The 24,366-nt window shown below is 32.1% G+C and carries 15 protein-coding genes; 12 read left to right on the plus strand and 3 right to left on the minus strand.

Annotated features, from left to right (window positions below; translation table 11 throughout):
* The first annotated feature begins 232 nt into the window (after positions 1-232).
* From AVL50_RS27620 to AVL50_RS27645, 6 genes are all read left to right on the plus strand, one after another.
* The gene (locus tag AVL50_RS27620; RefSeq protein WP_062620476.1) at positions 233-5,422 is read left to right on the plus strand and encodes a zincin-like metallopeptidase domain-containing protein; all 5,190 of its coding nucleotides are present in this window, start codon (positions 233-235) and stop codon (positions 5,420-5,422) included.
* Positions 5,412-6,173, plus strand: coding sequence for a hypothetical protein (locus AVL50_RS27625; protein WP_062620478.1), 762 nt, complete (start codon positions 5,412-5,414; stop codon positions 6,171-6,173). Before AVL50_RS27620 ends, AVL50_RS27625 begins: the two co-directional genes overlap by 11 nt.
* 28 nt (positions 6,174-6,201) lie before the next feature.
* On the plus strand, positions 6,202-6,870 hold the full coding sequence (locus AVL50_RS27630; protein WP_157491619.1) for a hypothetical protein: 669 nt from the start codon (positions 6,202-6,204) through the stop codon (positions 6,868-6,870).
* A gap of 923 nt (positions 6,871-7,793) precedes the next feature.
* Positions 7,794-8,612 carry a hypothetical protein gene (locus AVL50_RS27635; protein ID WP_157491621.1) on the plus strand — a complete coding sequence of 273 codons (819 nt, stop codon included), beginning with the start codon at positions 7,794-7,796 and terminating at the stop codon, positions 8,610-8,612.
* A gap of 22 nt (positions 8,613-8,634) precedes the next feature.
* Positions 8,635-9,015, plus strand: coding sequence for a hypothetical protein (locus tag AVL50_RS27640; protein WP_062620484.1), 381 nt, complete (start codon positions 8,635-8,637; stop codon positions 9,013-9,015).
* Positions 9,016-9,600: 585 nt separating this feature from the next.
* Positions 9,601-11,493, plus strand: coding sequence for a hypothetical protein (locus tag AVL50_RS27645; protein WP_062620486.1), 1,893 nt, complete (start codon positions 9,601-9,603; stop codon positions 11,491-11,493).
* A 92-nt stretch (positions 11,494-11,585) separates the two neighbouring features.
* Here the strand turns inward: AVL50_RS27645 and AVL50_RS27650 are convergent, their stop codons facing one another.
* The 3 genes from AVL50_RS27650 to AVL50_RS27660 form a co-directional block, all read right to left on the minus strand.
* Entirely contained in the window at positions 11,586-11,954 is a 369-nt protein-coding gene (locus tag AVL50_RS27650; protein ID WP_062620488.1) for a hypothetical protein, read from the minus strand.
* Between the two features lie 441 nt (positions 11,955-12,395).
* Entirely contained in the window at positions 12,396-12,788 is a 393-nt protein-coding gene (locus AVL50_RS27655; protein ID WP_062620490.1) for a hypothetical protein, read from the minus strand.
* Positions 12,789-13,653: 865 nt separating this feature from the next.
* A complete protein-coding gene (locus tag AVL50_RS27660) occupies positions 13,654-14,715 on the minus strand; it encodes a hypothetical protein (RefSeq protein WP_062620492.1) in 1,062 nt (353 codons plus the stop codon).
* A gap of 306 nt (positions 14,716-15,021) precedes the next feature.
* Between AVL50_RS27660 and AVL50_RS27665 the strand changes: the two genes are divergently transcribed.
* From AVL50_RS27665 to AVL50_RS27690, 6 genes are read left to right on the plus strand one after another with little or no spacing between them, the layout of a single operon-like run.
* Complete coding sequence (locus AVL50_RS27665; RefSeq protein WP_157491622.1) at positions 15,022-15,690, plus strand: hypothetical protein; 669 nt, start codon at positions 15,022-15,024, stop codon at positions 15,688-15,690.
* A gap of 5 nt (positions 15,691-15,695) precedes the next feature.
* Positions 15,696-16,232, plus strand: coding sequence for a hypothetical protein (locus AVL50_RS27670; protein WP_062620500.1), 537 nt, complete (start codon positions 15,696-15,698; stop codon positions 16,230-16,232).
* Positions 16,233-16,286: 54 nt separating this feature from the next.
* Positions 16,287-19,232 (plus strand): ATP-dependent DNA helicase, encoded by a 2,946-nt coding sequence (locus AVL50_RS27675; RefSeq protein WP_082796034.1) that lies wholly within the window; start codon positions 16,287-16,289, stop codon positions 19,230-19,232.
* Between the two features lie 4 nt (positions 19,233-19,236).
* Positions 19,237-19,677: a hypothetical protein gene (locus AVL50_RS27680; protein ID WP_062620502.1), complete on the plus strand. Its 441-nt coding sequence runs from the start codon at positions 19,237-19,239 to the stop codon at positions 19,675-19,677.
* Complete coding sequence (locus AVL50_RS27685) at positions 19,677-21,638, plus strand: site-specific DNA-methyltransferase (RefSeq protein ID WP_062620503.1); 1,962 nt, start codon at positions 19,677-19,679, stop codon at positions 21,636-21,638. Before AVL50_RS27680 ends, AVL50_RS27685 begins: the two co-directional genes overlap by 1 nt.
* Positions 21,631-24,303, plus strand: a complete 2,673-nt coding sequence (locus AVL50_RS27690; protein ID WP_062620505.1) for a DEAD/DEAH box helicase family protein — start codon at positions 21,631-21,633, stop codon at positions 24,301-24,303. The genes AVL50_RS27685 and AVL50_RS27690 overlap by 8 nt, the downstream gene beginning before the upstream one ends.
* Positions 24,304-24,366 lie beyond the last annotated feature (63 nt).

A 24,366-nucleotide genomic window follows, 5' to 3' on the forward strand; every position in this document is an offset into this window, starting at 1 on the left:
TTTGGTACGGCGGCTGGACATCTCTTTTATGATTATGATCGAAGAGGTCTCTATAAAAAGAAGATGCAGAATTTTGTTGATGAGCTGGAAAAGAAGGGATTGAAACTTACTAAGGTCGGAGGAAAGTAATATAAATATGAGACTGCTTCAATATTTTCTATTGAAGTGGTTGGTAGTAAAATAACCAAAACGATAAAAACATTTAACTCAAAAAACGAACCTGAAAACAACTATGTTCAATATTTTGATAGGTCTGATAAGGTCTAAAAAAGATTCACTTGGTAGATTGCCTGTTAATGAGCAGAAAGTATTTGAAGAGGAATTAAAGGCTTTAAAGAAAGAGTATTCTGGTGTTCATGTAATAGAATTATTCAATGTCAAAGGTGTGAAAGTAAGAATTAAAAGCACAGATATTGATAGGATGAGCCGTACCCTTTCCCAAAGAGCAACTTCCCAAGATAGAGTGATAGAGCTTACTCGTGATTTTTTAGATTTGATCATTAACGGCAAAAAAGTATATAACGGAAGTTCTTACAATCAGAATTCTGACAAAGCAACTTATAGACATTTCATTCATGTATCTAAGGATAAATTCTCATTAGTAATACAATTTGATGAATCAGTTGGAGGTGCTTTAACATTGAATATTGATCCATTTATCAAGGCAAAACAAGTAAAAACGTATGGTTTTAATTTTGCCGACATAAGAATGGCAATTGCTAATTATCGTATTAATGATGCCATACGAGATGTTTTTTCAAACTCTTACCTTTCTAAAATATTCCTGAAGTATTACTCAGAAGGTTATCGATCTAAAACGGAATATAATTTAGCTCGATTGGTCAAAGGTTTTAAAGGAGACTTCCATTTTGATCTGAAAAAGAAGACGTTTAATTCAATTATTTTGACAACGGACTTGTTGGAGTCTAATGAGAAAAAATTCCCAATTGAAATAACTGTAGGAAAAGGTAATAAAATTAAGTCAATTGAAGCGAATGGTGTCAAATTCACGAAAAGGTCCAAAGGATTTGTAGTTGCATCAAAAGTGTTTGAACTTCATTTGAATAAGCAGTCAGATGATCGTCCCAATGAGGTTAAGAAAAAAGATAAAGAGATTACAGTCTCTAAAAAAACTACTTCTAAAGTTCAAAAAGATGTTTGTGGTAATGCTATTTCACTTATTAGTGAATCTACTTCATTAAATGGTTGCGATTGCTTAAACCCTCATGAAATCAAAGGTCTTGGTTCTTATGTCTATAATGTATCAGGTGTAGGTGATGGATTATGTGGACTTTCGGGCATTCCTCAATTTTTACAGAAAACATATGATAAGGTAACAGAAATTTTATTCCAACGAATAGAAAAGGAGGGGTTATTCTGGCGTAAAAGCTGGAAGGATAGTGGTACTGGTTATGCTTATAAAGGTAAGGCTATTATGTCACCTATTAATCTGTTCACAAAGAAGTCTTATCGAGGAATGCTCAATCACATGTCACTTTGGGGAGGTGAAACCCCTTTGTGGTTGACTTTTAAACAGGTCCAAAAACTGAAAGGAAAAATCAAGAAAGGTTCAAAAGCTTCAACGGTCTACTTTTGGGCGGCTATAGATGCTACCACAAAAGAAATTATCGACTGGGATAAGTTTAGAGAGCTTCAAGCTATTGATAAGGATCTAGCTTTTGTATCTCTTAAATTCTATAAAGTTTTTAATTATTCGGATACAGAAGGAATCGACCTTAAAAGACATAGCATAACAAAAATTGAAATCAAAAAACAAATTGATTTTAAGGAGGTTGAGCTTGCGGAAAGAATAGTAGAAGGTATGCCAAAAAGACCACTTCTAAAACATGGTGGTACAGGAGCATTTTATATGCCTGGTGATGACTATGTAAACATGCCTCACAAAGAAACTTTTGAGAGCGAGCATTTCTATTATTCTGTGTTGTTCCATGAATTAGGCCACTCTACAAAACATAAGTCAAGACTTAACACCACTTTGAAGGAAAGGCCTTCAGGACGTACAATAGGTGGTAAAAAAGGAAAATCATATTCGGAGGAAGAATTAGTTGCAGAACTTTGTGCGTCATATCTATGCTCAATAACTGGTATATGGTTCCATACTTTACAAGATAATTCAGCAGCCTACATTAAGGGCTGGATGAGTGAATACTACAAGACAGACAAGGATTTTGTAAGCAGGGCAATTGGCAATGCTCAGAAGGCGGCAACTTATATTATTGGAGATACCGAATTAGAGACATTCACAGACCTAAATGAACTTGAAGTATTGGATGAAAAAGATAAAAAACAATATGAAAGCGATTTAAAGAATGTTGAATCCATAAATGAGAAATCATCAATTTCTATTGGTTGGACTGATCAAGGTAAAGAATTTAGAGTAAAAGTTGATGAGCTAAATTATCACTTCCATTTGATAAAGGGAAAAGTGGTGAGCTTTAATATTGCTGATGCTAAACTTCATCATGATATTAAAATGGATCATATAGGCCAATTGGCATATGCTAAACTTGCATGTGTAATTAAGCCATTTCTCGAGAATTACAATGGTGATGATAAGCATCAATTCAAGAAGAAATCAAAACCCAAAACAACTACAAAAAAAGTGACCCCTCAACCTTCTTCAGATAGTGGTAGAGAAAAAATAAGCAAGGCTCGTAAAATGCTAATTGATCTTTTGCCAAAGCCCAAAAGAGGGAAAAGGTTTACGATTAAAGAGGTGGGAGTAGTTGAAAAGAGACTACATGAGTTAGCAAGGTTTCAGGATCCTTATTTCAAGCATTTCTATGATAAGTCAATTGCAATAGGTAAAAAGATAGATGAACAGCATACAAAGTTAATGAGAAAGCAGTGGTACCCTGAAGGTGGTGAGCTTGTTTATAAAGAAAAACCTGTTTCACCAATTACAAATACTTGGTATGTAAATAAACAGACTTTATCAGAACCTTTTGCAAATATTGTAGAGTCGATTACTGACCGTATTCGTGATATAATAAAATATAGTAAGAAAAAACGTTCAGAGTTCTATTATGATGAACTGCTAGATGAACTTGAAAAAGACGTACAAGAAAGAGAAAAAGTTCTCCAAATGTGGCTTGATGGTATCTCTGATAAAAAATTACTGGAGATAAAAACACCAACTGGATTTATCAACTTTTTACTTAGTGATTATGAAAGATTTTTAACGTCTGACAATGGAGCCTCTTACTATTTAAAACTGTTTGTGACCAGGTTATTTACTCTTCGTTTTGATCATACTATTGAACATTGGTACGACTATCAAAACAGGGATAAAGTAACAATGGAGAAATTCTTCAAGGGAGATATTGTTTATAAAAATTATATCCAAGATCGTAAAGATTCGATAAAACAGACTTTTGACAATGGAGTTAAAAGAAATAAGCAAGGTAAAAAGGAGATGATTGAAATCTTTGAGGCTTTATATAAGATCGAGTCAAAGAAGATTCAAAAAACTGTTGTAGGACTTAGAAATGCCTTTAAGAAGTTAGGATTTATCATAGCAGAAGAATACAACGGATCATTTTATATCTACAAGGAAAGCGAAAAGACAACCTTTGAAAATAAGGTGCATTACTACTTTTATATTGATGGTAAATATAAATCTCCGCAATCTGAAAAGGTGCTCTATCTGAAGACTAAAATGCTCAATTATCTCTATACTTATAAAGGGATGAAAGATGATGCTAACCATTATGCAACTATTAACAAGGTAGAGGAGGATCATTACTTAAAATTATTGGATGATGTTAGGGAATGGGTCGATAAAGGGGCTAAGTATGAAGCACCAAAACGATTAAATTATGATACTGATGCAGTTATTACCATCAAAGGGAAAAAGGTTGCCAATGCTCGAATTGCTTTTAGTCTGAACTTGCTTAATAATAGTAATGCCTATTTATTCAATAAAGAAGGTGTCGAATTAGAATACAAGCATTCATTCCCAAGTAAGTCATATTATACACATGAATTTGAACTTATTTCAACATCAAAGAAGGTCATTATTGATGATAAAGAGAAAAAGATAATTGCTGTTGAAAAAATGCCAAAATCTTCAAGTGAAATTACTTTACTCATGAAACCTTATCTCAACTTGGAATTAAGTAAGGGTAGAGTGAAAGTCGATCTTACAAAGCTTGAAGAAGCAAAAAAACTGAAGGCTGAAGGTCAATCGAAGTTAGCAAAAGCAATATTTTCACTTTTAGATAAAGTTGAAAAATTAACACCTGAGGATCAATCTAATATCAAAGTTGATGATAGTGATAAATCATTTAATAGGATAATAAATATCCCTATTAATGAAATTCATACTTCGAGAAAGAGGTTTCAAAATAGGGTAGATTCACATTCTTCAGAATCGGCAGAAAGAATCATCAAAGATTTTTATGATGGCAAATTTGATTGGGCGAAGTTTGACCCAATAACAGTATGGAAAGATCCGATACAGAATAAGCTATTTGTTTTATCAGGACATTCAAGGCTTGCCGCTTTTAAGGAGATAAAATCATTCGATACTGATTTTTTTAATATTCCGGCAAAAGTGTTTAAAGGTACTGAGAAAGAAGCGATCAAGTTTGCACTAACTTCTAATACACTTTCAACAAAGGAAACAGAATTGGAAAGAGCGAACTATTACAGACAATCCTTAAAAGCCTGTGAATTGAAATTAGCGGGACAAAATGATTGTATAAAAGAAGTGCTTAGTGAACTTAAAAGTGCCGAAGGAAAGAACTGGAAATTCATTTGGAATATCACACAGTTGAACCCTAAAGGTTTTGCCCTTGACCAATTAAAACTCCTAGATAAATCAAGTGAAGAGAACGCCTCTATTGCACGAACTATTGCTGATTGGGTAGGAGAATCAAGACTTCAACATCCTCAGCTCACAAATCAACATGAAAATGAAATAACCAAATGGTTGTTTGAAAAAGGATATGGAAGTAAAGCAGGTCAGTTTAAAGCAAAATCTAAGTTTTTAAAGTACTTACATGATGCCATTCAAAAGAATACAGAGTTTGGCAAATTCCTTCCTGATAAACCTTTAAACATTGCCAAAAGTATTTCTAAATCAGAAGTTGAAATAGCTTTTGATTACGAGCTACAGATTTTAAAAGATACTGTAAACGAAATTGAAAAAGGTATTAAAGAAAGATCTACGAGGTATTATCAGGCAGTGAATGAAGGTCGTATTACCGACGAACAAGCAAAAGATATGCTTTCGGAATGGTATAAGAAATTAACAGTGGCAAAGTCTAAACTCAATAATTTTGCAGGTACTAAGAATAGAGTAATGGATGCAGCCAAGAATCAGGGAGTATTATTTGGTTTGAAGAAAAATAAAATCAATTGGGATAAACTACTTAAACAAATTAGTGATGAAAAATAGCAGAAGCCGTTCAATTGATGCAATTGAATTAGAAATAAAAAATGCAGAAAAAAGAAAAACCAGCAGAAAGATCACACTTCAGACAAATAAAAAGAAAGTAGGTTCTCTTGGAGCAATTCGCATTGATAAAACAAGGCCTTCTACAAGTCTTATTCAATTACCTACAGTTGTAGGCGATTTCTTAGAACATGTAGAAAGGAAAGAATATGCTTTAGTCCTTAGAGGCCAAAAAGGAGCAGGGAAATCGACTCTTCTATTTCAAATTATGAATGCATTTGGTATTGCAGGTTATAGTGTTTGTTTCTTTTCATTGGAAATGGCTGGAGATAGTAAACTTATTTCCAATATGAGAGATAAACACCTTGATAGTCATGCTCAAAGAAATACCTATATCGTTTCAGATACTCCCAATGGCATTAAAGATCTTGAAGAAGCGGCCAGAAAGTTTGATGTGGTGGCTATTGACAGCTTTTCAAAAATCAAAGGAACAAAACAGGATGACTTTGACTATTTAAGAAAAAAATATCCTAACACTTTCTTCCTGGTTATTTTTCAATCTACAACAGCAGGAACAGCAAGAGGTGGAACCATGAGTGAATATGATGCCCAATGTGTCATTCAGTGTGATGTTCCAGGGATAGCCTATTGTGAGAAGAATAGATATTCAGAAGGGGAGACGATCTATTATGATATTCATAAAAAAAAGATTGTAGGTGAATCTCCTCCTAAAAAGTCAAAAAGAAGAAAATAAATTTTAAAAACCCAAAATCAACAAACAAATGATGTCACTCATAACACCAATTATAAGGAAGGCTAAGCAATATATCTGGCCCAAAATTAAAGCTCATGGATTAGAAGCAATCCTCATTCTGTTTTCCATATTACTACTTTGTTTTTCTGTTTATAAAGCAGATAAACTAAAAGAAGAAAGAGAGAAGTTTAAAGCACTTGAAAAGCTGATAGAAGGGAAGGAGCAAAAGTTAGAAACCTATACCAATATTAATGGGGATCTTACCTATCAAATTGAAGCCCTGAAACTTTCGAAAAATACTATGAAAGAGATGTATGATCAAAAGGAATTTCAATGGCTTTCAAAATTTGAAAATCTAAACAAGAAATATCAAAACTTAGAAAGTGCTTATCAAATTTCTCTCAATGTAAATGAAAGAATTGAGAATTTATCAATTACAGATTCGGTAATTAAAATAGGGGTAGATACGATAAAAGTTTATAATGCTATTACTCACAAAGATAAATTTTTGGATCTTACAGTTCTATGGGACTCGACTAAGACCGCTCAAATTGAATATAGTGTTTTGGCTCCTGTTGAAATCATTTCTTATTGGGAACGGAAGTGGTTTTTAGGTAAGAAAAAATGGAAGTTTGAGATTGTTTCTAGTAATAAACATGTAGATATCAGAGATACTTTTTCAATAATTTTAAAATAACACATTGCACGATTTTGATAATTGTGCTTGATGTTATATTATTGAATATGAATCGTTAAGCAGTTAAGCCCTCCTCTATTTTAGAGTTGGGTTTTTTAATTTTTTGAAATTCCTTAAATAGGTTATTTTAATATGAAATACCCCAATCAAGCAAATATTTTTTTAAGACTTTCTATTGAATTTAGGTTCATCTAATGTTATTTTTTGTGTAAATAAAACTACAACTTTTCATTCTTTTGAACAAGGTATCTATTTATCATCTGGCATTATAATAATAGGTATCTCCAATTCGAAAACTTATCAATAAAGATTTTAAACATATCAACGAATGTTCATTTCAGAACATTAAATCCACCTTTAAATCTCTGGAATTTAGATTGTGTAAATCCATAAGGTATTCAACGGACACCATTAATTTGATATTGTTTTTTTGAAACTATATAGGGTTTTAATATGATTATTACACTATTATAATTGAGGGTGACAAAACGTGATCATTTGCCAATCAAAATAAATTCTCAATTGTGAAAAAGTTAATTATGTCAATAACATAAATAACATCTGTATCTTTTTCTGAAAAGAAGGTACAACCTTACGTTAACATGTATAGAGAGAATATGATGGCTAATTTTTCATAAAAGCATATAGAATCAAATTGACCAATATCCGGTCAACACGGTGATTGTGCCAACTGTGATCCAAACTATCAAGAATCTAAATAATCAATCAAATATGCTATTAATAATGTACACTTTATCTTCACTAACTGTGGGAATACTTGCTAGAGTATTAGGATTGACTCCGCAAAGATTTGAAAACATCCACGATGTAATTAAGGTACCAATGTTAATGGGACTTATTTTGTGCCCTCCAATAGTTTTAGGATGGTGGTTATCAGATGTCTCAAGAAAATAAAAAATCAAATGAAAAATTTATTAATTACAATTGTAGTAGTTTTATCATTTTTCTCATGCTCTGAAAAAAGAGAAAATGTATCTCCAAAACCTAATCCACAACAATCCAATATAAGATTGAACACCGTAGATGAGTTGTCACAGATTAGAGTGAATATACAATTAATTAAGTATGAAGACAATGGTAGCACAAACTATGTTTGGAGAGGTAATACACAAGAAAATATGTCAATACCAAGGCAAGATCCTGGGAGATATGTACTACAAGCAGATAATGGTAATCCAGAGCAAGGAGCATGGCGATATATTGGAAAAAAATCATTTGAACTACTCCCTGATTCAATTGCCCATATTGGCCTTGAGGTTTTAGCTAATACAGCTATTGGGAGATTTGTAGATAAATCTGATTTCATTTGTGAAATTGATGTGAAGTTAGTCTATGAAGGTAATGCAGGAAGATTTAGACATTATATGTCGGGATATGGAAATGATGGATTGGTTACAGATGTTTCTAGGATTCGTGACACAGGACCAGATGATATGTTAGACTTCATTACTATTTATAATATGGCATCTCATAGACACGCAGTATTAAAAGGAAAACTTATTGGAATGGAAGTACGATATAGAACTATCGGGTCACGACCATCGGGAGCTATTAAAAAGATAACTTTACCAACTCCTGTAGATACAGATTTTGATCATTTGTATACTTTTAATATCGATCTTAAGAAATTATATGAAGGGTCAGCAAATGAGCGTAATGTGAATTGTAATATAACTACTAGAAGACTTACACCTGTGGATATCGAAGTAAATAATATCTAGTCAATCCATACAAATTTTTATTATGAAAAAGTTAATTGTAATAATTCTATCAGCAGTTCTAATCACAATTATTGGATATTTTTCCTATAAAGAATACAACAAATTTCCGATTCATTCTGATGGGGCTAAGCTGAAGTATATCGATGGATCATTAAAGAAAGAAGCACAAATCAATGATGTTATTTCTCGATTTGGTGTACCTCAAGCAGTAAAGAAAAACGTGTGGTTTCACACTGATGGCTGGGGACCAGTCTACTATTACAGTCATATGGGCAAACAAATTGAAGTACATCTTGTGTGGGATAAATATGAAAAAGAACGATTTACATATATCTATTACAAAGGAAGAGGAGGTTCTTTTAGAGTTGTGCCAACAATGTCTAAGAAACTAAATTATAATTAGTAGCTAGCAATAAAAAATATGTTTAGTAAAATCCATTAAACGAGACAGTTTATAAGAGATTTAATATCGAAAGAAAACTTAATGCTTAAAATTGGGAGTGTGGATTTGCAATAAAAAACTAGACAAATAATTAAGCACTGTTCAACATTTTGAAATAGTAATAAAGATAAGGACTCATGTAGCTCCAATTAAAAAGCTTGAGGATTAAAAACCACCCAAAAGTGGGCAAGGGTGCTGTTTTTACTGTTCTAACCTCAATTAAGGAACGTAGCTATTTCAGGTTTCGAAAATCAAAACCTACCACTCAGAAATACAATCTAAGAGAGCTTGTCATAATATAACAGATACTATCATAGAATTAGAACTTATTTGATAGAAATAAACCTGAATAGGTTCTAGTAGCAGATATATTCTCATTAATCCAGTAGAACCTATCAACATTACGTTCTACCTCCTTATCTTTATAAGATAAGTTTATAATGTATGACCATGGATTGAAAATGAACAAACAAAGACTATAATTTTATCCAATCATCACATTTCAAGCTTAACTAAACAACATATTTTACCTAACCAATTTGTATCATGGAAAATTTTCTAACCAAAGAAGAGGTATTTGACAGATACAAAAATGCTGAAGCTTTAATTAGTGACTCTACCCTTTCGAACAAACAAAGGGAAAGGTATTATAGCTTTTTTGTAGAAAGAAAAAACCTTGAAAGCCAAAAACTGCAAGAAGAACATCAACGAGAAATGGTTCGTCGTGATCTTCAGGAGAATGAAAGACGTAGAACTTTTGAAAAAAAAGTCCAACTAATCGAAGATAAGAGGCAAGAAGAAATAAAGTTGCATAAAGCAATTAAAGACCTTGAAGAAGCTTTAAAAGGTGGACTCTTAACACCAGAATTTCTAATCAATAATAATATTGATATTGAATTTGTAATTAAGGAAAAAGGATGGACAAGAGTCTTGTTAGATGATAACAATAAATATCGTGAAGCAATTGCAACATTTAAAGCAAACACATCTAATAAAGGATTAAAACATTTGCATGCTTATGATGAAGAAGGGAATGTAATTCATCCTGATGAAGCTATAACTAAAACTAAATACTATAAAGATCAATTTAAAACAATACCTCTTCATCTGGTAATTAAAAAGGGTGTTCGAACTCACTTTGCAATATCTTGTACAGAATCCTTTATGAATTCACAATACTATGATAGGTATAAAGAGAGTGAAAGCGAATCACCTTTACATAAAGCTCTGAAATTTGAATTATTGAGAACACAATGTCTAGATATTTATGGTGAACTTTATGAATTTGATAAGGAAGAAATTAAACAAGAATATTACTATAACATTAAGGGAAAGCCTGTAAGGTTTGATATGGCAGTAGTAAAAAAAGGAGAGTCAAAACCTTATATCGCAATTGAATTTGCCGTAACACATCCAGTAGATAAGGTTAAAAGGAAAGCAATTCTAGAAGCGGATATACTATTAATTGAAAAAGACTATAACACAACTGATAAAAAAATACTAACCAATGAAAATTACATCGAAAAAGAAATTCTTAAAGGCATTGTCATCAACGGAGAACGTTACGACCCTGAATACGGATTTAGAGCTGACATTGTTAGAGACGAGAAAAATAGAGTCGAGGAACTTAATCGAGAGGTCGAAAAATACAATCAAAAAAGAAGAGATGCAGAAGAAGCTCGAAGAGATGAAAATCAAAGAGTTAAAGGCATCAGAAAAATCATTATTCGAGAACCTGAAGAGAAGGAAAAATATAATAGAGAGATTAGAAGTGCGAGAAAAAGAATTCATAACATCTATCTCAGAATTAAAGAAAGAAGAGAATCAATTGCAAAATATAGACAAGAGGAAAGAGAATATTCAGAATCTGGAAAAGATGAACAAAGTTTATCAGAAAGGAATCGATTTCTTATGTCAGAACTCAATAAGTTTGGGCCAGTTGGAGAGAGAATTACAGACTTTCTACGAGTTGGAGAGCAAGCAAAAAGAAATGATGAAGAGTTGTCAAGAAGTATTGAACAGTTCGAAAATATTAGAGCAGAAAATTCAGAATCTAGAAAAACAATTGATGCAATGGAAAAAGATTTGGAGTCATATAGAAACAAATTTGGAGGAGGGCAAGAATCCCTTGGAAGAGCTAAAGAAATATCAAAACTTATTGATAAAACAAGACAAGGAGATTATCAACTTAGAGAAAAAAGAGAACGAATTAATCGAAAGGAGACAGAACTTTTGGAACGTGAATACAATTTCATTAAACAAGAAATTGGAAATGGTAACGAACATCTCGGAGTGGGATTCAGAGAAATTGAAAATAGAAGAGAACAAATTCAAAATCTTAAAGGAAGAATACAGAATGGTATCAAGCATATGAAATCATTGTTGAGAACACATGAGTTTGAAAAATTATTATCGAAGATCGATTTAAACAGTAATTAATTTTTTAAGTGTTTAATTAGACACTCCCTTACTATTTTGACATGGTGAATATATTGCCATAACGGTATGTTGTAAAAGGAACGTGTATATTATCACTGATTGTTAATGACATTATTAAGCATTTTATTATGAGCTTGAGTTAATTCTTTATCGTATGCAAACATTTCGATCATTTCACCAAGATGTCTAGCGATCATTCTATTGAATTCAGTTAACTTTTCTAGGCTGTCACCACGATCCACACAGGTTTTATAAGATACAAACGTTTTGGCCCAGTAATCATGGTAAAAGTTTTGTAGATCTTCAGGTGCAGTGGGTAACATATCTTTAAGCATGGTGTCAAGAATGTTAATAGCTTCATGGCTACTATTGTATTCCTTTCTAACTTTACCTCTAGTTAATTTTCTATGAAAGTAGTAGACGATTGCTGATATTGTGATGATTGTAATAATAATTTTCATGCTATTAGATTTTTTTGATAAAACGAATAAAGGCAACAGGAATGGTTATGAGCCACTCTACCATAAATATTACTATTTTATATATTATTAATAACTATCTATGTATACAAGCGAATGAAACTTTTAATAGAATTTAATCTTAAATTACAGATTCAATAATATATTTGGTTTAACACCCAGCTTGGGTCGATATACCTATAGTGATCGTAAGGAAACTATGGGTAGTTTAATATGACTATACTCTAAATGAACTAATCACAGAAATAGTTATAATTATCTAAGGTGATGATACTCCCCCAAGAACTTAATTACTGTCCACTATTGACTCCAATGCCTATACTAAGTCTACTAGATAATCATTTATGTTCTCTGTTGATGATATATAGAATCTAATGCCAAAATACTCAAAATCAAACACAAAGAGATCTTTTGAAAGTGACTCTACCATTTTATTTCTTCATTATTTATAAAATATGACACACGACTTTTTTTACCATCATGGTATGCTACAATCACACCGTCGTCCAAGTAATATTTCAACATGACATCATTGAGATTTCCTCCTTTCATAAATGTCTCGCAAACCTTAGTTAAGTTACCCTTCAGGAGAGAACTCATAGCTCTAGCTTCGATCTCTGACAAGTTCCAAATATACTCAACCACAACTAAATCAAAATCAGTTACAGACAGTTTTACTATTGTTATTTCATGGCCATTTTCAGTGTAAGTCTGTCCAACAATTGATTGCCCATCAGCAACCCACTCTCTCAATGACTGTGCGTTAACTACAAATGAGCAAATACACAGAACAATACTTAATAATAACTTTCTCATTACTTTAAATCGATCGATTTTATCTTAAAGTCAACATTCTACATACCAATTTTCAGAGAAACATACATACCATTGTATTAATCTTTTATTTCAAAGTCAATCACAGCATACTTGTACACCGATGTAAAACCAAGTGTTAAATCTAAAACAGATAACTATTTTGATTTTACTTTGATGTTAAACGTATCGTATTTAGTTATTGATTTCCTTTAAAAGGTCAAATATTACCTTAATTGGACCAAATCTAACAGGGAGGAAAAACCATTGTTAATTTCAGCTACCTTTCAATTACAGGAACTCAACAGCCCTCTTTTACCAATGGTTGAGTTATAAAGAAACGTGTCGATTGCTGTAGTGTAACATTAATATCAAAAAGTAACTTTTGAAGTAGTTCACAACTTTCCTCCAAAACTGAGCAAGGATGTTTTTTTGGGAGGAACTATACTCATTACATAAGTACAGTAATAATGCTTTATCCCCTTTAGATGGGGGACTACTAAAACCTCAAAATAAATATAGCGTTTTAACTCTAGTTGAAATCATTTTCTATTGGGAACGGAAATGTTTTTTGAGAGAAAAAGAGGAATTCTCAAGTAGTACCTAGTGATGAAAAGGTGAAAATCAAAGATGCTTTTTTAATTAATATTAAAATAACACATTGCACGATTTTGAAGATTGTGATTTATGTTATAATATTAAGAATGAATCGTTAAGCAGTTAAGCCCTCCTCTATTTTAGAGTTGGGCTTTTTGTTCTTTTCTCAAATATTCTCATTTAGAGTATTTAAGATCAAGTCATATCTCTACACTTTTAGAGAATGAAAATTAAATATTTTCATTGTTAATTTTTTGTGTGTAAACTTTCATCAATATCCGATAATTAAAACGGTGAAGAATTTTGGAGATTGATTACGATCTTCTGTATCAAGTGTCGTTTGCCAAATTTTCACTGTATTATTTGAGTTTATTTCACGTATATATGTTTTTTCTGTCATATATTTTCTTTTAGGACCATAATCAGATACATAAGCAATCGATCTTATTTTTTTTGGATTCTCAAATGTAATTTGCCCAGATTTAGAATTGTAATCTAATATTCCTTTTCTTTCAGATACCTTACCATTTTCGACCTTTAAAATACCTAGAATTTGGAATTTTTCTAGTTGGGTTATAGAGTTATTTATTTCTTCAAGTTTATTTTCATACTCAGATAACCATACATAATCTGGTTTTCCCTCTTTAGGTATTTTAAGTGAAAATGTTCCTTTATTTGTGTTGATTATTAATTCTGCCTCTGGGTAAATAGTAATGTTATCTTGTGTTTTAATCTCTTTTCTTGTGCATGTGATTGAATTCAAGCCACGATCTAATAAAAATGGTGTTATACTGTCATCCACAATTACAACCTCTCCATCTACTATACATTTACAAGTCATAATAGTTGTATCGTAACTTACATTTCTTAAATATGTTTCTGTATCATCTTTCTTTTCAATATCAATATTTACCATAGTTTTTAAAAGTGTAGGTTTAAAAACTAATTTTCTGGAATTAAGTTCTTGGCATTGATACCATTGTGAAATAGCATCTCTTACTACAGAGTTTTTGTAAGTGAAATTTTCTGCATCATTTTTATATAAAGACTCATAATTTTCACAAATGTGTGATATATTTTCTTCCTTACTGCCAAATGAAAAACCTACTGATTCTAACATATCTGTTACGTCAACGCCTAAGTCAAAACCTTGCTTTCTAGAATTTCCTGAACAGTGATTTTCATATATGTATTTAGCAACAGATGCTTTTGAGTATCTGATTTCAATATTTCTAGATGCTAAACGCAATACCTCATTACAATTGTCTTGTGCATTTAAAGATAAAATCGGTAATACAATAAATATGCAAATAAATATGATTGAATTTTTCATAAAAGCTGATGTTTGTTAATTCTATAAAATGTAAACAAATGTAAATATTTTATTGGTAATAATCTATATTTTTTATCCATTTCTAGCTTTTAAAAAAATGTTTTGCATTTTTTCTTTGTTGACGTTTTAATGATTTGGGTCTAAATATATTTTACGAAAATGGTTGCAGGTATCTTTAAATTGCTTTGTTGATGATATTATTTTTGTATAGCACAATATTTTATCTGAAAAGATTTGTTTCAATAAGCTAAGGTGGTATTTTTAATGTCAATTATCTATTCTGCAAACAAAACTTACAATGAAACCATGACAAACCAATTTACGCTAAGGGATATTCTTGTTTATACATTAACGGGGTTGTTCTTTTCATTCTTAATTGTGATAAACTTGCCAGATTTATTGAAAGTTATACCACTTGATAAAAATAATAATACAGTTGTGGTTCTATTGATAGTACCATTGTTTTATTTGTTAGGTCATTTCATTATGGGAATTGATGAATTATTATTAAACCGGCTTCTTCCAAAGGTTTATACTTACAAAAAGAAAGCAAAAATATTTACTAAAATTTTCTACGGGTATAGAAATAATTCTCTTAAGGTCGAAAATGAAATTTCTGAATCTGATTTCTTAAAAAAGTGTGATAGCTTAATAAAAGAAAGCAACTATGATAAAGCTGAATATTATCAAGCGATGAGTGACTTATTTAAAGGGTTAGTAATGTCAATTTATCTTATTGGTTTTCTTACGATCATTTTAAAAATATTTTCTGAAACTTGCCTGAGAAGTATAATTAGTGAGGACTTTACCTTTAATTTAAAATATTGGATTTTACTATTAGAGGGATTAATGTTTTTTATATTTTTATACAGAGCAAGAATGTTCTCTGCCTATTATGTGAGACATGTACTTAGATTAAGTGAATCTCTCAGACCTGATACCGAAGTTAATCCTTATACTAATAGTCAAAACTAATTGAGATGAATATAATAGCAAAAGGATCTGATAGATCTGGTTTATATCAAGAATACTTAATGGAGTTGTTAACTGATGATGAGCATTTTATAAGAATGCCTCATAAAGTTACTTACAATGGAAGAAAAAAAGACTGTATCATTTATTTCAATGAGAAGTTGAAATTTTGGTATGGGTATATTTATTGGGAGGATACGGAGTATCATTGGAATGCTTTTGGAGTGTGTGATGACCCATTTAAAGAAAATGATCTTAGGATTGTATGTGAGATTAATATTACTGACAAAAAAAATGGAATGACTGAAGGGAGATTTATTTCTGATAATGATGAAATATATCTTTCTCATACAGGAAATTTTAGTAGGAAAAAATATGTTGACTTTAAGTCTTTCTTAGATGCTTATCCTCATGATTTGAAAATTGTCACGATAGGGGGAAAGGAATACATTAAAGTCGCTAATTTATTTGAGGAAGATTACAACGACTTTTATCTAGGAATTCTATCTTTTATTAAAGTTGTGAATGAATTTAAACGTTCGTGATTATTTGAATTGAATGACTAACTTTATTTATAGAAGCTATTTAACAACACTGGTATGAAACCTATTGAAAACTTTACCGCATTAGAAGAGAATGATTTGTGGCCAAAGCTCAAGCCGAATAATGGACAACTTGAAGCAATTAAGACTACTGAAGGTCCTGTTCTTATTATTGCAGGCCCTGGTTCTGGAAAAACATTTACTCTTGTAGAGAGAGTGATTTACCTGATTACTGTGAAAGGTGTTGATCCTGAAAACATAGTGATTAGTACATTTACAGAGAAAGCAGCTGCAGAACTTCTTACTAGAATCTCAAACCGATTGCTTGAACTTGGTGTGAAGGCCAATTTGCAAGAAATGTATATCGGTACTCTTCACTCTATATTTTTGAGGTTGATTGAGGAATATAAAGAGTATACATCATTACATAAGCATTATAGGATTCTTGATTCTTTTGATCAAGAATATATGGTTTATAAAAACCTCAATGAATTTTTAGATATTGAGGATATAGAGTTATTGGTTTCTGAAAGACTTTCTAGGTGGCCAAAAACACAAGCTATTGCCAAACTTATCAATAAGGTATCGGAAGAAGATATTTCTACTGAGAGTTTAATTAATTCTTCAGAGATCGATATTCACGCATTGGGTCTTGTTTATGATAAATATCTTGAAATTCTGAAGCAAGAAAATGCTTTAGACTTTTCTTTCATACAAGTAGAGATGTTGAGGTTATTGGAGCGTAACCCTCAAGTGGTGCAATCACTTAAAGAAAAGTTGAAGTACTTAATGATTGATGAGTACCAGGATACAAATACAATTCAAGAAAAAATCATATTCAAGCTACTGAACAATCAGAATAATATCTGTGTAGTGGGAGATGATGATCAAGGTCTTTACCGCTTTAGAGGTGCAACGATTCGAAATATTTTGGAGTTCCCTCAGAATTTTCAAAAAGGCACTTGCAAGGAAGTAAGGATCAATATCAACTACCGCTCTCATGAAGGAATTATTGATTTTTACAATGAGTTTATGCAGCAATATCAATGGACTTATCAAGGGAAAACTTTCCGTTTTGATAAGACTATTGAAGCTGGTAAACCTTCAGATACTTCTAGACCTGGAGTTGTAAAACTATCGACTGATATATCTAGGGAAGATTGGTTTGAACAGGTATATGATACCATTGTTGAATTGAAAGAAAAAGGAATAGTAACAGATAACAATCAGATCGCTTTTCTATTCAGTTCTGTAAAAAATCAGACTAGAGCTATACCATTAGCAAACTATTTAGAGGAAAGAGGTATACCTATCTATTCTCCAAGATCTGCTCAGTACTTTGATAGGCCAGAAGTGAAATTATTGATAGGTGCGTTCTTTTATCTTTTTCCTAATATATGGGACGAATTAGAAGATACGAAAGGAAACTATGATTCAATATGGGATTATTATGAAACTTGTGAGGTAGAGTTTGCTAATAAGATAAAAGAAGATGAAGCTTTACATAATGATTTATTACGATGGGGAGCAATGAGAGGTGATGAACACACAAAAATGTTTAAAAACACTGATTATGCTTTTTCAGGCCTTTTCTTTGAGTTGTTGCAATTCCCAATGTTTTCAGAATTTCTGGATATAACCTTGAAAGAATCAGTTTCTGATCAAAGGGCTTCTTACAATATTTCTATTTTCTCTCAACTAATTGTGAAATTTGAGTTTTTAGAGAAAATATCTGTCCTAAGACCTACTAAGTTAGGACATAACCTTAGAAGTTTGTTTAATCAATATTTCAGATTCTTGCGTTCCGGAGGTATGGAAGAATACCAAGGGTATGATGAAAAAGCTCCTTCAGGTTCTGTTTCCTTTATGACTATTCACCAGTCGAAAGGGTTAGAGTTTCCAATTGTATTTGTTGATTCTCTTTACCACAGACCAAAATCTCAACATAATGAATTGGATGTGAGATTACAGCAGTTGTTTTCTGATAAACCTGTTTTTGAGCCTTGGGATAGAATGAAGTATTATGATTTTTATCGTTTGTTTTATACAGCATTTTCAAGGCCACAAAATCTATTGGTATTGACTACACATGAGATTAGAGAAGGAAAGGCTTGGCATTCCCCATCGAAATTATTGGAGAAATCCTTTGATGAACTTCCTCAATGGAATGATACTATGTTTACAAAGGAGAACTTGGTATTAGAAAAGGTAGAAGCTGCCAATATTAAAAAGTCATATGCTTTTACTTCTGACATCTTATTTTATGAAAATTGCCCTCTTCAATATAAATTTTATAAACACCTTGAGTTCTCTGCAGTAAGGCAAGCAGCAACATTGTTTGGTTCACTGGTACATGCAACTATTGAAGATGTACATAAAGCAGTACTCAGGGGTGAGAGTGGAAAAGTCAATACAGAACAGATAGAAAGTTGGTTCCAAGAAAACTACAATACTTTGAGTATAAGTAATAGGAGCTATTTAGCAGAACCTCAACTAAATGCAGCACTTAAGCAAGTGCTGAGGTATAAAGATAAAAATGAATCACAATTCCATCGAATTCAAGAAGCTGAAGTGGATGTATCTTTGGTAAAAGAAGAATTCATTTTGAAGGGGCAGATAGATTTGATTAAAGGGGAAGATGGCACGGTGGAAATTATTGATTTTAAATCAGAGAAGAAACCCGATATTAATCATCCTGACAATAGAGATAGGATAGAGCGATATAGAAGACAGTTAGAAGTGTATGCTCACCTAGTAGAGGAGAAAACAGGGCAGAAGGTTTCTAAGATGAATCTTTATTATACGGGAGAAGAAAATGGTATTCCAACATTAACTTTCCCTAATAATAAGTCTTCTATTAATGATACAATTGATACCTTTGAAAAGGTAGTCAGTAAAATAGAAAGTAATAATTATGATATGTCTTCAGTTAACAAATGTGATAAGCTTTGTGGTAACTGTGATATGAGGCATTATTGTAATCCAAAATATCCAAAAGAATAATAATATGAGAAGCTCAATTACATACAAACATATTTTAGAAAAAGATGCAATCAAACAACCTTTAAACCCTTTTGTTTTAGAAATTGCTTTTTTTGAAGAAGAAGATAGGTACAATAGAAATAAATATGATAGATCAACATATATAGAGTTTGATTATCCTGCGAAAGGGCTTACTTCATCTCAAATAGAGACTTATTTGGAGAAAGGTGAAGTTTCTATGATTGAGTCTCCTACAATTGATGAAATAAATGAAATTGTAAAGAAAATAGAGAATGCACCTTATTATCATTCGAAAAAAAGGAGTAATATTATTTCAGGATCTGTTGCTATGGTTAGGCTTCTCAGAAAAGGATATACAAAAGAAGAAGCAGAGAAAAAAATTGAAGAACTAAAAAGTAACTCAGTTTCAATCATTGATTCAATTGAAAAATTAGAAGATAAATAATGGCAAATCAACAAGAACTTTTCGACAAAAAAGAAGAGAAAAAAATAGATAACGTAGAGGAATATAAATTTGAACCAATAAAAGGTCAGCCTATGCTTCAATGGGCTGGTAAAAGACCTTTTACTTCTACTCAATTCTTCCCTGCTCAAAAGAAAGAGACATACGGAGATTCTAAAAATAATTGGCTGAATAAAATCTTCTGGGGAGATAATCTTCAAGTGATGAGCCACCTTTTAAAAGAATTTAGAGGGAAGGTTGATTTGATCTATATTGATCCTCCGTTTGATTCTAAAGCAGATTACAAGAAGAATGTTAAGTTAAGAGGAAAGCAGGTAACTAATAGTTCAAATTCGTTTGAAGAGAAACAATACACTGATATTTGGACGAATGATGAATATTTACAATTCATGTATGAACGAATAATTTTGTTAAAAGAACTTTTGACTGATAAAGGAACCATTTACCTTCATTGCGATCATCATAAAGGGCACTACATAAGAACAATATTAGATGAAGTCTTTAGTATTGAAAATTGGCATAATACAATATCTTGGAAGCGTTCTCATGCTCAGGGAAATAGTGGACAAGGAGCTAAACACTTTGGTAGAACAACAGATGTCATACATATTTATTCAAATAGTAAGGATTGCATATGGAATAGTCAATTTGAGCCTTATACTAAAGAAGTAGTAGAAAGAGATTATAAGTATGAAGATGAACTAGGGAGATATAGATTAATGCCAGTTGATGGACCAGGAGGAGCATCTAAAGGTAATCCTTATTATTCATTTTTAGGTGTCACTGGATATTGGAGATACTCTGAAAAAACAATGAAAGAGTTATATGATAAAGGATTAATTATTCTATCTAAAACGGGTAAATCATTAAGCAGAAAGAAATATTTATCTGACGCAAAAGGTACACCACTTACAGACTTTTGGGGAGATATAAATAGAGTAAGTCCTACTTCAAATGAGCGATTAGATTATCCAACGCAGAAACCATTACAGTTATTAGAACGCATTTTAAAGACTTCCTCAAAACCAGGAGATTTAATCTTTGACTGCTTCATGGGCTCAGGAACTACTCAAGCGGTAGCCATGAAATTAGGTCGACGTTTTATTGGGGCCGATATTAATTTAGGGTCTGTAGAAACAACGACTAAACGTTTAATTAATATAGCTGAGGAAATCAATAATAAGACTCCTGAAATTATATTTGAAGATGAAGAAGTAAAAGACTTCTACACTGGATTTGAGGTTTACAATGTAAACAACTACGACATTTTCAGAAATCCAGTTGAAGCCAAACAAATCCTATTAGAAGCCTTAGAAATTCATACCCCAGAAGGAGCTGCTTTAGCCTCTGTTTACGATGGAGAAAAGGATGGCTACATGGTTAAAATTATGCCTGTTAATCGTATTGCTACAAGTGAAGACTTAAATGAGTTAATCAGTAATTTACCATACAAGGAATTTGAAAAGCGTAAGACAAAAGACCCTAAAAAACCAGTAGAAAGCATCATGGTGGTGTGTATGGGACATGACCCTAACTTAAAAGGAGTATTACTAAAAGAGGTAAGAGAAAGAGGCTATAAAATAGAGGTTGAAGTAGTAGACATCCTCAGAGATAAAACGAATCTTGAATTTAAGAGAGATGCAGAAGCTGAAGTGGTCATTAAAGGAGATGAATTAATAATAGAAGAGTTCTTCCCTATGAACTTACTACAGAAGCTATCAATCTTAAAGGAAAACGTAGAAGATTGGAGAGAGATGGTTGAGTCAATTAAGATTGACTTCAACTACGATGGAGGTGTGTTTGAACCAACTGTATTGGATATTCCAGATAAAGGTGAGCTAGTTAGTGGTAAATATAAAATACCTGAAGATGCTTCTACCGTCAGAGTGAAGATTACAGATGTTCTTTCAGAGTCACTAGAAACGGAGGTGGAAAATGGCTAAGAAGAAACAAGACAATAAAATTTTTGATAAATACTTCCATCAATATTTATGGGAGTTTTATAAGAAAAATCAAGGTCACGTACAGAAAGGGTACAAGAAGTTATCAAGGGCTTTTCTAAAGTTCAATGATAAAGATGAAAACCCTAATGCTTACCTGAGAAAACCTCAGTCAGAAGCATTAGAGATTTATATCTTTTTGAAAGAATACCTTGAAAATGAACATATTCAACATATTTTCGAAAATTGGTATAACAAAGAAAAGAAGTTCGAAAAGAGAAGAGAAAATATAGACGGAACTATTTTTGAATCTGAAGATGAAAAAGCGTTCAAGCACATCTACAATCAAATGCGAAAAGAAGATGAAGATTTGTACCCTTCTTATCTTTTTGCTTTAACGATGGGTCTTGGTAAAACTACTTTGATGGCAACTTGTATTTTCTATGAATTCTTATTGGCTAATAAGTTTTCGAAGAATAGTAACTATTGTCATAATGTGTTGGTTCTAGCTCCTGATAAGACTGTTTTGGAGTCGTTGAAGGAAATACAGACACTTGATAAAAGCCTGATTGTCCCTCCTGAATATATTTCATGGCTAGAAACTAATTTGAAGTTTCATGTTTTGGATGGGGATGGTACGTTGACACTATTGGCGAAATCTAAGTTCAATATTATCATCGCCAATAATCAAAAGGTTATTCTAAAGACTAGAAGAAAGAAGACTACTTCAGCTTCAAAACTTTTTGAAGGTACGGCTAATATTTATCAGTCTAAAGAAGCTGAAGCTAGAGAGGCTAAGGAACAAAAAGAACCTAAAAGAAGAAGAGGTGGTGCATTGGATGAGATCAGAGCGATGGTTTCTCCTCAAGAAATCAAAGACGAAACGGAAATTATCAATAACAGTCGTTTTGCTCAATTAGCTCAATTGGAACAGTTGGGTATTTATGTAGATGAAGCTCACCATATTTTCGGTAAAGATGCAGCCAAAAGTAGAAAGGCACTAAAGAAAACTGTAGATGAGTTAGCTGCTAATTTGCATCTGAAAGGAACAAAATTAGTAGCCACCTATAACTTTAGTGGAACTCCTTATTTGGAAGGAAATGTCTTGCCTCAAGTAGTTTATGAATATGGACTGAAGAAGTCGATAGATAATAACTATTTGAAAAAAGCTTCGATTAAATCTTTTGAGAATGCGAAGTCAAAGGAAATTGTTAAAGTTGCTATCAAGGAGTTTTGGGAAAAGTATGGAAGTAAAACTTTTGAGAACCTCAAGCCGAAAATGGCTATTTATGCTCCTAATATCAACGAATTGACAACGGAATTAAGACCAATTGTAGAAGAAGTTCTTATAGAGTTGGGGATTCCTACAAGTTCTATATTGGTGAATGTCGGAGATGACAAGCATACTTCAAATGATGACATTGTAGAATTCAATAGACTTGATACACCTTCTTCAAATAAACAATTTATACTTCTTGTCAATAAAGGTAAGGAGGGGTGGAATTGCCGTTCTCTATTCTCAGTTGTACTGTATAGAAAGCCAGATTCTAAGAATAAGATTTTTGTTCTTCAGGCAACAATGAGGTGTTTGAGACAGATTGGTAATAGGCAAGAAACAGGGCTTATTTTCTTGGATAAAGAGAATGAGAATACCTTAGATGAACAGCTTTCAGAGAATTTCCAGATGTCATTGAAAGATATGAAAGAGGCGGGAGAAGATGATAAAGAAGATTTTTATATCAAGGTTAATAAACCGATAAAGAAAATCACTTTTAGGCGTAAGATTACAAAGTTTGAGGTAAAAGAGAAAGAAGTAGCAAATGGCTTTTCTTTTGCATTTCACGACGTTGATAAGGAGAAGTATAAGATTACAGTTTCATCTTCTGAATTAGGAAAAATTCATGACAAGAAGAAAGAGGAAATTAATGATATTAAGGAAAAAAGGGTGTACAGCTCCATTACTTTGATTGCTGAGTTATCAAAGTATTTGAATAAAAGCTGTCTTGATATCAAGAAAATTATTTCTTCGTCCAATGAAGGAATGGAGGTTATACTTAAGGAAGTCAATGAGTACAATGAAGTACTTTATGATCACATTATTCCGAAGTTATTCGATGCTTTATTTGTAGTTGACCGATTTACTAAAATAGAAGATGTAACAGTGGATCTTGTAAAGGAACCAAATGGAGAAGGAGAAGGTAATACTGAAGGTACATATAGGATGAGAGCAAAACCTTCATTGACAGTAAAAGACAGTGATCCTGGATTAGAGGAATATAAAAACAAATCTTTCCATGTGGATACCTATTGCTTTGATTCTAACCCAGAGAATCAATATTTCTGGAATGCACTGAAGAATGATAAGGTAAAAGAAGTTTACTTTACAGGGATGCTCACACATGGTCAATCAGATTTTGTCATTAATTATTACGATCCTGAAACTGAAGTTATACGTTCTTATTATCCCGACTTCCTGTTACAAATGGAGGATGGCTCTTATGAGATCATAGAGGTGAAAGGAGATAATAAGATTGATGATGTAGTGGTGCAGGCCAAGAAAAGTTCTGCAGAGGAACTTCTAAGTGGTTCTGCTATGACCTATAGGATGCTTAGGTCTTCTGATCTGACTGAAGTTGGAGTAGACCATAGTGGTAATATTTTCTCATAAAAAATACCATATTTTTTTCATTAATAATAAAAAGAGTCAACTTAATTGTTGCTCTTTTTATTG

This window comes from Flammeovirga sp. SJP92, assembly GCF_001583495.1.
Taxonomy (GTDB): domain Bacteria; phylum Bacteroidota; class Bacteroidia; order Cytophagales; family Flammeovirgaceae; genus Flammeovirga.

Bases quoted from the DNA above. Each gene is read 5' to 3' on its own strand.
- AVL50_RS27620 (WP_062620476.1), top strand. From the start codon at position 233: ATGTTCAATATTTTGATAGGTCTGATAAGGTCTAAAAAAGATTCACTT.
- AVL50_RS27625 (WP_062620478.1), top strand. From the start codon at position 5,412: ATGAAAAATAGCAGAAGCCGTTCAATTGATGCAATTGAATTAGAAATA.
- AVL50_RS27630 (WP_157491619.1), top strand. From the start codon at position 6,202: ATGATGTCACTCATAACACCAATTATAAGGAAGGCTAAGCAATATATC.
- AVL50_RS27635 (WP_157491621.1), top strand. From the start codon at position 7,794: ATGAAAAATTTATTAATTACAATTGTAGTAGTTTTATCATTTTTCTCA.
- AVL50_RS27640 (WP_062620484.1), top strand. From the start codon at position 8,635: ATGAAAAAGTTAATTGTAATAATTCTATCAGCAGTTCTAATCACAATT.
- AVL50_RS27645 (WP_062620486.1), top strand. From the start codon at position 9,601: ATGGAAAATTTTCTAACCAAAGAAGAGGTATTTGACAGATACAAAAAT.
- AVL50_RS27650 (WP_062620488.1), bottom strand. From the start codon at position 11,954: ATGAAAATTATTATTACAATCATCACAATATCAGCAATCGTCTACTAC.
- AVL50_RS27655 (WP_062620490.1), bottom strand. From the start codon at position 12,788: ATGAGAAAGTTATTATTAAGTATTGTTCTGTGTATTTGCTCATTTGTA.
- AVL50_RS27660 (WP_062620492.1), bottom strand. From the start codon at position 14,715: ATGAAAAATTCAATCATATTTATTTGCATATTTATTGTATTACCGATT.
- AVL50_RS27665 (WP_157491622.1), top strand. From the start codon at position 15,022: ATGACAAACCAATTTACGCTAAGGGATATTCTTGTTTATACATTAACG.
- AVL50_RS27670 (WP_062620500.1), top strand. From the start codon at position 15,696: ATGAATATAATAGCAAAAGGATCTGATAGATCTGGTTTATATCAAGAA.
- AVL50_RS27675 (WP_082796034.1), top strand. From the start codon at position 16,287: ATGAAACCTATTGAAAACTTTACCGCATTAGAAGAGAATGATTTGTGG.
- AVL50_RS27680 (WP_062620502.1), top strand. From the start codon at position 19,237: ATGAGAAGCTCAATTACATACAAACATATTTTAGAAAAAGATGCAATC.
- AVL50_RS27685 (WP_062620503.1), top strand. From the start codon at position 19,677: ATGGCAAATCAACAAGAACTTTTCGACAAAAAAGAAGAGAAAAAAATA.
- AVL50_RS27690 (WP_062620505.1), top strand. From the start codon at position 21,631: ATGGCTAAGAAGAAACAAGACAATAAAATTTTTGATAAATACTTCCAT.